We start from the raw sequence: 9,470 nt of genomic DNA, 5'->3' as shown, positions 1-9,470 counted from the left end.
CGCCGCCGACGAGGTGTTCTTCGCCCCGGTGCAGATGCGCAAGCGCCGCCGGGACTGGGGGCGCGACGGGCTCGACCAGCGGTTCGCCGACGCCTAGATCTACTCGTTCATGGCCGCCGCGTACGCCGGCCCGTTCAAGGGCACCGGCGTCACCGGCAACCCCGTCGACGTGCGGTTCGTCAACGACGAGGTCGCCCTGCTGCGCACCCACGGCGGCATCCTCGCCCCCGGCGAGACCGAGATCGCCCCGGAGCTCGCCGTCCGCTCCACGTGGATCGTCGTCAAGCGCGACGGCGAGTGGAAGCTCGCCGGCTACCAGAACAGCCCGCGCGGCGCCGGCGCGACGCTGCGCTGGTGACCGTCCATCCCCCCGTGACGATCGGCAAGGAGCACCCATGACCACCAAGGCAGCGTCGCGGTGGGGCGACGCGACGGAGATCCTCGAGGCCGCCCGCGTCGCGGAGGACCACTCCTACTACCGGGAATTCGTCAGCGACGACGAGAAGGCCGTCCTGGCCGTACCGCAGCTGATCCAGGCCGCGTGGAAGGCCAACGACCCGGACTTCTTCGCCGACCTCTTCGCGGAGAACGGCAGCCTGCTCATGGGCGACGAGCAGCTGACCAGCCGCGACGAGATCCGCGCCTTCATGACCAAGGGGTTCGCGGGCCCGTACCGGGGCGCCTACGTCAAGGGCTACCCGGTGTCGGTGAACTTCCTGCACCCGGACGTCGCCATGGTGGTCACCGGCGGCGGCATCATCCTCGCCGGCGAGAGCGAGGTCGCCCCCGAGCGGCACATCCGGGCCACCTGGATCATCGTCCGCCAGGACGACGGCCGCCCGCTGCTGCTCTCGCACCAGAGCAGCCCCGTCACCGGCTGACCCCGGGGGCCGGCCCCGACGGGGCCGGCCCCCACCCGCACTCCCAACCAGCGACGTACGAGGAGAGAGACCGATGTCGACAGAACCTGCCCAGTCCGTGGAGCGGCCGTCGCCGGCGCGGATGTACGACTACTTCCTCCACGGCACGAACAACTACCCGGTGGACCGGGCCGCGGCGGAGGCCGTGATCGGGCGGGTCGGACAGACGCTCACCCGCGACGTGGTGTGGGAGAACCGCCGGTTCCTGGGCCGCGCCGTCCGGCACCTCGCCGAGGATTGCGGGATCCGGCAGTTCATCGACGTCGGGGCGGGCCTGCCGAGCCAGGAGAACACCCACCACGTGGCGCGGCGGGCCGTCGCCCAGCCCCGGGTGATCTACGTGGACAACGACCCGGCGGTCGCCGAGCACGGCAAGCGCCTGCTCACCGAGGACGAGCGGGCCAACACCGGGATCTTCACCGCCGACCTGCGCGACCCCGGCTCGATCCTCGACCACCCGGACACCAAGTCCCTGATCGACTTCTCCCAGCCCGTCGGGGTGCTGTTCATCGCGGTCTTCCACTTCGTCCGGGACAGCGAGGACCCGAAGGGCATCATCCGGGCCTTCCGCGACCGGATGGCGCCCGGCTCGTACCTGGCCCTGTCCCACCTCTGCGTGGAGGGCGGGCCGGACGAGGAGCGCCGGATGATGGAGGACAGCTACCGCAACGCCACCGCGCCGATGGTCTACCGGACCGCCGCGCAGATCGCCGACCTCTTCGAGGGCTTCGAACTCGTCGCGCCCGGGCTCGTGCCGACCGGCCGCTGGCGGCAGGACGACCCCGACGCCACCTCCACCGACCGGATGTACGCCGGGGTGGCCCGCAAGCTCTGACCCGTTCCGCCGACCGCCGCACCGCACCCACCAGGACCGCACAACCGAGGAGAGACATGCGCGTCGTGTTCGCCCTGTGGCCCAACCCGGCCCACCTGTACCCGCTGGTTCCGCTCGCGTGGGCGTTGCAGAGCGCCGGCCACGAGGTCCGCGTCGCGTCCCACCCCGTCCTGGCGGAGAGCACGCTGGCGGTCGGGCTGACCCCGGTCGCGGTCGGCGACCCGGAGATCATGCCGATGGGTCCCGGTCGGCCGCAGCCGCGCAGCGTCAAGCAGCGGCTCGACCGGATCACCGAGGCGCTGGAGCTGACCCCGGCGGACAAGGAGGTCTGGGACGTCTTCTACCAGTTCATGCTGCCGTCCATGTGGGACTTCCACCCGGTCGGGTCCACCGCCCGCGACCCGCACCCGGTCCTCGACGACCTGGTCGCCTTCGCCCGCGACTGGCAGCCCGACCTGGTCCTCTGGGACCCGTGCTTCCCGGCCGGCGCGGTGGCGGCGCGCGTCGCCGGTGCGGCGCAGGCGCGGCTGCTCTGGGGGCTGGACTACTTCGCCTCGACCATGGACCGCTTCGCCGAGGCCGCCGCCCGACCGGGCCCGGGCCCGGAGGAGAACCCGCTGGTCGAGACCATGCGGCCGGCCGCCGAGCGGTACGGGCTGGAGATCGACGACGAGCTGCTGCTGGGCCAGTGGACCGTCGACCCCACTCCCCCCGGCGTACGCCTGCCCACCAGCGTCCGGACCGTGCCGACGCGCTGGGTGCCCTACTCGGGGCAGACGGTGCTCCCCCGGTGGCTGCACCACCGGCCGGAGCGGCCGCGCGTCGCGCTCTCCCTCGGGCTGTCCCAGCGGATGTACTTCAAGGGCGGCTGGGACCACGTGCCCGGCCTGCTGGAGATGGTCTCCGACCTGGACGTCGAGGTGGTGGCGACGCTCAACGCCGATCAGCTGGCCGGCATGCCCGCCCTGCCGAAGAACGTCCGCGCGGTGGACTACCTGCCCCTGACCCAGCTGCTGCCGTCCTGTTCGGCGATGGTGCACCACGGCGGCATGGGCACCTTCGCCAGCGCGGTGGCGCTGCGGGTGCCGCAGCTGATCACCGACTCCGACGACGACAACGGCATGATCACCATTGAGGCCGACGGCCTGGAGTGGTCGATGGCCACGAAGCACATCGAGTCGTCGGTGACCGCCCGCTGCGTCGCCGAACGCGGCGCGGGACTGGTCCTCGACATCAAGAACCTCTCCGTGGACGCGATGCGCAAGCAGCTCGTCCGCGTGCTGGACGAGCCGGCGTTCCGGCAGGGGGCCGACTCCCTCTACGACGACCTGCTCGCCACGCCCAGCCCGACCGAGACCGTCCCGGTGCTGGAGAAGCTCACCCGGCGGTACCGGGCCTGACCCGGCACCGCCGTCACCGCCGGCGGGCGGGCCCCTGCGCGCGCCCGCCGGCACCGTCCGCTCCCGCACCGCCCGCCCGCGGCCCACCCGGGTGGCGCCCCGCGCCGCCCCGCTGCCGGCTGCCCGCCGCCGGCCCCGCGTCGCCGCCGGTGCACGGGCGCCCTCGACGACAGGAGAAGCGATGATCAACGTCTTCCAGCCGACCCTCGGCGCCGAGGAGCTCGACGCCGTGCGCGCCGTCTTCGACAGCAGCTGGCTGGGGCACGGGCCGCGTACCAGGGAGTTCGAGCAGGAGTTCGCCGCGCACGCCGGGCTGGTGCCCGAGCGGACCATCTTCATCAACTCGGCCACGGCCGGGCTCTTCCTCGCCGTGGAGCTGCTGGCGCTCGGGCCCGGTGACGAGGTGGTGCTGCCCTCGATCAGCTTCGTCGGCGCCGCCAACGCCATCGCCTCGGCCGGCGCCCGGCCGGTCTTCTGCGACGTCGACCCGCGCACGCTCAACCCCTCCGTCGCCGACGTGGAACGGGCCCTGACCCCCACCACGAAGGCGGTCATCCTGCTGCACTACGGCGGCGTTCCCGGCGAGGTGGCCGAGATCGCCGAGCTGTGCCGCCGGCGCGGGGTCGCCCTGGTGGAGGACGCGGCGTGCGCCGTCGCGTCGACCGTCGACGGGCGTCCCTGCGGCAGCTTCGGCGACATCGCCATGTGGAGCTTCGACGCGATGAAGATCCTGGTCACCGGCGACGGCGGGATGCTGCACGTACGCGACGCGGAACTGGCCCGGCGGGCCCACCGCCTGGCGTACCACGGCCTGGAGCACGCCAGCGGCTTCTCCGCCGCCGGCAAGGGGGTGCCGCACCGCTGGTGGGAGCTGGACGTGCGCGAGTTCGGCCGCCGGGTGGTCGGCAACGACCTCACCGCGGCGATCGGCCTGGTCCAGCTCCGCCGCCTGCCCGGGTTCGTCGCGCGCCGGCGGGAGATCGCCGCGGAGTACGACCGCCTGCTCGCCGACGTCGAGGGCGTCCGGCTCCCCCCGCCGTTGCCCGCCGGGCAGCGCAGCTCGCACTACTTCTACTGGGTGCAGCTCGACCCGGAGATCCGCGACCAGGTGGCCGCCGACCTGCTCGACATCGGCATCTACACCACGTTCCGCTACGCGCCGCTGCACAAGGTGCCCGCGTACGGCGCCGGTTGGCACCTGCCCGGCGCCGACGAGGCGGCACGGACCACCCTCCTCCTACCGCTCCACCAGGGACTGGACGATGCAGACGTACGAACGGTCGTCGACGGCCTGCGCAAGTCCGTCGAGCAGCGGCAGGGCGCACCCGTGACTGACCGGACGGCGCGCCCGGTGGCCGGCCCACCCGGGCGGCGGGGCGCCGGGGGTACGCGATGAAGGCCCTGGTGCTCTCCGGGGGCGCCGGCACCCGGCTGCGCCCGCTGAGCCACTCGATGCCCAAGCAGCTCGTCCCGGTGGCGAACAAGCCGGTCCTGGAGCACGTGCTGGAAAACGTCCGCGACGCCGGTGTGACCGAGATCGGCGTGATCGTGGGCGCCTGGGCCGACCAGATCAACGAGGTCCTCTCCGACGGCTCCCGCCTCGGGGTGCGGCTGACCTACCTGCGTCAGGACCGGCCCCGCGGGCTGGCCGACTGCGTCCGGCTGGCCCGGCCGTTCCTCGGCGACGACGACTTCGTCATGTACCTCGGCGACGTCATGCTGCCCGACGGCGTGGCCCGGTACGCCGACCAGTTCCGCCGCCACCGACCGGCGGCCCAGGTGCTCGTGCACAAGGTGGACGATCCGCGTGCCTTCGGCATCGTCGAGCTCGACCCCGACGGCACGGTACGCCGCCTGGTGGAGAAGCCCCGGCAGCCGCGCGGGGACCTCGCCCTGGTCGGCGTCTACTTCTTCACCCCGGCCATCCACGCCGGCGTCGACGCCATCACGCCCAGCGCGCGCGGCGAGCTGGAGATCACCGACGCGGTGCAGTGGCTGGTCACCAACGGCGCCGAGGTGCGCGCCAGCGAGTACGACGGGTACTGGCGCGACACCGGCCAGGTGGCGGACCTGCTGGCCTGCAACCGGCACCTGCTCGACGCCCAGCCGCGCGCGGTCGCCGGCAGCGTCGATCCGGCCAGCGAGCTGACCGGCGCCGTGGTCGTGGAGCCGGGCGCCCGCATCGTCGCCAGCCGCGTCGAGGGGCCGGTGGTCATCGGCGCGGGCGCCGTGGTCGAGGGCTGCCGGATCGGCCCGCACACCGCGATCGGGCCCGGCTGCCGGCTCGTCGACGCCGAGGTGGCCGACTCGATCGTGCTGGCGGACGCCTCGATCACCGCCGTCCGTGGGCTGCGCGGCTGCCTGATCGGCCGCTCCGCCACGGTCAGCCTCAACCCGGCGGCCGGGAGCCGGCTGGTGGTCGGCGACCACAGCCGGATCGAGTTCGCCGCATGACGCCCGTACGGCCGCCGACCGACGCCCGCTGCCGGGCACGATCCGAGAGGAAGATGGGATGAGCGACCCCAAGGCACTGCTGCTGGACAGCGTCCGCAAGTACCACCAGGAGGTCCAGGAGGAGCGGCCGTTCGTCCCGGGCGAGACCGAGATCTGGCCCTCGGGTGCGGTGCTGGGCGCCGAGGAGCGGGTGGCGCTGGTCGAGGCCGCGCTGGACCTGCGCATCGCGTCCGGGCAGAACGCCCGCCGGTTCGAGTCGGCCTTCGCCCGCAAGCTGCGGGTCCGCAAGGCGCACCTGTGCAACTCCGGCTCCTCGGCCAACCTGCTGGCGGTCTCGGCGCTCACCTCCGCCCAGCTCGGCGACCGGCGGCTGCGCCGGGGCGACGAGGTGATCACGGTGGCTGCCGGGTTCCCCACCACGGTCAACCCGATCCTCCAGAACGGGCTGGTGCCGGTCTTCGTCGACATCGAGCTGGGCACCTACAACGCCACCGTCGAGCGGGTGGCCGCCGCGATCGGCCCGAAGACCCGGGCCATCATCCTGGCCCACGCGGTGGGCAACCCGTTCGCGGTCGCCGAGATGGCGCAGCTCGCCAAGGAGCACGACCTGTTCCTCATCGAGGACAACTGCGACGCGGTCGGTTCCTTCTACGACGGGCGGCCCACCGGCAGCTTCGGCGACCTGGCCTCGGCGAGCTTCTACCCGGCCCACCACATGACGATGGGCGAGGGCGGCTGCGTGGTCACCAACAACCTGGCCCTGGCCCGGATCGTGGAGTCGCTGCGCGACTGGGGCCGGGACTGCTGGTGCGACCCGGGCAAGAGCAACACCTGCATGAAGCGGTTCGAGCACCAGCTGGGCACCCTCCCGGAGGGCTACGACCACAAGTACATCTACTCGCACGTCGGGTACAACCTGAAGACCACCGACCTGCAGGCCGCCCTGGGGTTGGCCCAGCTGGCCCGGGTCGACGAGTTCTGCGCCGCCCGGCGGCACAACTGGCGGCGCCTGCGCGAGGGCCTGGACGGGGTGCCGCACCTGCTGCTGCCCGAAGCCACGCCGCGCAGCGACCCGAGCTGGTACGGCTTCGTGATCACCGTGGAGCCGGGGGCGCCGTTCGACGTGCCTGAGCTGGTGGGCTTCCTGGAGGACCGCAAGATCGGCACGCGGCGGCTGTTCGCGGGCAACCTGACCCGCCACCCCGCGTACGCCGACCAGCAGTACCGGGTGGTCGGCGAGCTGACCAACAGCGACATCGTGACCAGCCAGACCTTCCACGTCGGGGTCTTCCCCGGGCTCACCGACGAGATGATCGACTACGTCGTCTCGTCCATCCGGGAGTTCGTCAAGACCTACGGCTGACCGGCGGGATCCCGGCCTGGGACCCGTCAGCTTCCCTGATTGGAGCACAGATGGGCGTTCTGTCCGACCGACGAGATCCTCGGGTGGCGGTCGTCGGGCTCGGCTACGTCGGGTCCTGCATCGCCGCGGTCCTGGCCGAACGGGGCCTGGACGTGGTGGGTGTGGACGTCGACCCGCACCTGGTCGACGAGCTGCGCGCCGGGCACTGCCGGTTCGAGGAGCCCGGCCTGCCGGAGCTGGTCCGCGCCGGCATCGAGGGCGGCCGGCTGCGGGTGTCCACCGACTACGCGGCGCTGGCGGAGACCGACGTCGTCCTCGTCACCGTTGGCACGCCGGTGCGCCGCGACGGCTCGCTCGCCGACGAGCAGCTCCGCGGCGCCTGCGTCGAGCTGGCCCGCCACCTGCGACCCGGCCAACTGGTCGTGATCAAGAGCACGGTCCCGCCGGGCACCACCCGGGACTTCGTCCTGCCGCTGCTGGAGCGCGGCGGGCTGAGCGGCGGGAAGGACTTCGGGATCGCCTTCACCCCGGAGCGGCTCGCCGAGGGCACCGCGCTGCGGGAGCTGCGGACGTTCCCGATCGTCGCCGGCGGCCTGGACGCCGACAGCACCCGGGCGGCCGGCGATTTCTGGCAGCGGGCGCTGGGGGTGGACGTGATCCCGGTGGACTCGCTGGAGGCGGCGGAGATCGTCAAGCTCGCCGACAACTGGTGGATCGACCTCAACATCGCGCTCGCCAACGAGCTGGCCAAGTTCAGCGCGCTGTTCGACGTCGACGTGCTGGACGTGATCGCCGCCGCCAACAGCATCCCGAAGGGCAAGAGCAACATCAACATCCTGCTGCCCAGCGTCGGGGTGGGCGGCTCCTGCCTGACCAAGGACCCCTGGATGGTCTGGCACTCGGCGCGGGAGCGGGGACTGGAGATCCTCACCGCGCCGGCCGGCCGACAGGTGAACGCGGGGATGCCGGGTTACACGGCGCGCCTGGTCATGGACGAGCTCGCCGCTCTCGGCAGGCCGGCGGAGACGGCGACGGTGACCGTGCTGGGGCTGGCGTTCAAGAACGACACCGGCGACCTGCGGGCCACCCCGACGCTGCCGGCCGTCGCGGCCCTGCGCGAGGCCGGCTGCGAGGTCCGCCTGCACGATCCCCTGGTCGACCCGGACGAGGCGGAGAAGCTCTTCGGGCTGCGGCCGGTCGCCGACCTCGACGAGGCGGTGCGGGGCGCGGACTGCCTGGCCGTCCTGGCCCACCACCGGCGGTTCACCGAGATCGACTACGCCGCGCTGCCGGTGGCCCGGCCGTGCCTGGTGCTCGACGGGCGCGCGTACTTCCCGAAGGACAGGATCGCCGGGCTGCGGGCCGCCGGGTACCACTACCGGGGGATCGGCCGGTGAGCGCGCGGGTGGTGGTGACCGGCGGGCACGGCTTCATCGGCGGTCACCTGGTGGACCGGCTGCTGGAGCGCGGCGACGACGTCACCGTCTTCGACGGCCCGGCGCCGCCGGTGGGACGCTCGCCGGCCGCGGCGCACGCCCGGCTGGTGGAGGGCGACGTGCGCGACCCGGAGGGGTTGGCCGAGGCCATCACCTCCGGCGTCGACGTCGTCTACCACCTGGCCGCCGTGGTGGGCGTCGACCAGTACCTGTCCCGCCCGCTGGACGTCGTCGACATCAACTTCACCGGTACCCGCAACGTGCTGGACCTGGCCTGCCGGGCCGGCGCCCGCGTGGTGCTGGCCAGCACCAGCGAGGTCTTCGGCAAGAACCCGGCGGTGCCGTGGGCGGAGGAGGACGACCGGGTGCTCGGCGCGACGTCCGCCGACCGCTGGACGTACTCGTCGAGCAAGGCCCTCACCGAGCACCTGACGTACGCCTTCGCCCGGCAGCACGGGCTGGCGGCCACCATCGTCCGCTACTTCAACGTCTACGGTCCCCGGCAGCGCCCGGCGTACCTGGTCAGCCGCTCCGTGCACCGGGCGTTGAACGGGCGCCCGGTGGTGGTCTACGACCAGGGGCGGCAGACCCGCTGCTTCACCTTCGTCGACGACGCCGTCGCCGGTACGCTCGCCGCCGCCACCAGCCCGGCGGCGCTCGGCGAGTCGTTCAACATCGGCAGCATGGTGGAGAACACCATCGGCGAGGTGGCGGAGCTGATCGGCACGCTCACCGGCACCGCCGCGGTGACCGACGTGGACACCAGCCGGGCGCTGGGCAGTGCCTACGAGGACCTGGCCCGGCGGATCCCGGACACCACGAAGGCGCGCACCGTGCTGGGCTGGAAGTGCGAGGTGCCGTTGCGTACCGGCCTGGAGCGGACGGTGCACTGGGCCCAGGAGAACCCGTGGTGGCTGGCCCTGCCCGACACCGGCGCGAACTGACGTCCCGACACCGAGGCGCCGCCCGACCCCCCGGCGGCGGGGGGCCCCGGGCGTGGAGCACCCCCGACCGCGGCGCCGCCCACGCGGGGGGCGGGTGCCCCCAAGCGCCCCGCGACCG

9 protein-coding genes are annotated in these 9,470 nt (G+C 73.1%); all 9 read left to right on the top strand.

Annotated elements, in window-relative coordinates; translation table 11 throughout:
* Positions 1-109: 109 nt before the first annotated feature.
* A complete protein-coding gene (locus AB0B83_RS29410) occupies positions 110-358 on the top strand; it encodes an SgcJ/EcaC family oxidoreductase (protein ID WP_357580896.1) in 249 nt (82 codons plus the stop codon).
* A gap of 37 nt (positions 359-395) precedes the next feature.
* A complete protein-coding gene (locus AB0B83_RS29405; protein WP_327028756.1) occupies positions 396-881 on the top strand; it encodes an SgcJ/EcaC family oxidoreductase in 486 nt (161 codons plus the stop codon).
* Positions 882-954: 73 nt separating this feature from the next.
* Positions 955-1,755 (top strand): SAM-dependent methyltransferase, encoded by an 801-nt coding sequence (locus tag AB0B83_RS29400; RefSeq protein WP_357580895.1) that lies wholly within the window; start codon positions 955-957, stop codon positions 1,753-1,755.
* A 56-nt stretch (positions 1,756-1,811) separates the two neighbouring features.
* Positions 1,812-3,155: a nucleotide disphospho-sugar-binding domain-containing protein gene (locus AB0B83_RS29395; protein WP_357580894.1), complete on the top strand. Its 1,344-nt coding sequence runs from the start codon at positions 1,812-1,814 to the stop codon at positions 3,153-3,155.
* 181 nt (positions 3,156-3,336) lie between these two features.
* Complete coding sequence (locus AB0B83_RS29390) at positions 3,337-4,551, top strand: DegT/DnrJ/EryC1/StrS family aminotransferase (RefSeq protein ID WP_357580893.1); 1,215 nt, start codon at positions 3,337-3,339, stop codon at positions 4,549-4,551.
* Positions 4,548-5,609 carry a glucose-1-phosphate thymidylyltransferase gene (locus tag AB0B83_RS29385; RefSeq protein WP_357580892.1) on the top strand — a complete coding sequence of 354 codons (1,062 nt, stop codon included), beginning with the start codon at positions 4,548-4,550 and terminating at the stop codon, positions 5,607-5,609. The genes AB0B83_RS29390 and AB0B83_RS29385 overlap by 4 nt, the downstream gene beginning before the upstream one ends.
* Before the next feature lie 58 nt (positions 5,610-5,667).
* Entirely contained in the window at positions 5,668-6,972 is a 1,305-nt protein-coding gene (rfbH, locus tag AB0B83_RS29380) for a lipopolysaccharide biosynthesis protein RfbH (RefSeq protein WP_357580891.1), read from the top strand.
* A 50-nt stretch (positions 6,973-7,022) separates the two neighbouring features.
* On the top strand, positions 7,023-8,369 hold the full coding sequence (locus AB0B83_RS29375) for a nucleotide sugar dehydrogenase (RefSeq protein WP_357580890.1): 1,347 nt from the start codon (positions 7,023-7,025) through the stop codon (positions 8,367-8,369).
* Positions 8,366-9,352 carry an NAD-dependent epimerase/dehydratase family protein gene (locus AB0B83_RS29370; protein ID WP_357580889.1) on the top strand — a complete coding sequence of 329 codons (987 nt, stop codon included), beginning with the start codon at positions 8,366-8,368 and terminating at the stop codon, positions 9,350-9,352. Before AB0B83_RS29375 ends, AB0B83_RS29370 begins: the two co-directional genes overlap by 4 nt.
* Positions 9,353-9,470 lie beyond the last annotated feature (118 nt).

This window comes from Micromonospora sp. NPDC049060 (assembly GCF_040649055.1).
Taxonomy (GTDB): Bacteria; Actinomycetota; Actinomycetes; order Mycobacteriales; family Micromonosporaceae; genus Micromonospora; species Micromonospora reichwaldensis.
The sequence above is the reverse complement of the archived record's forward strand: the minus strand, read 5'-3'. Positions and strand labels throughout refer to the sequence as shown.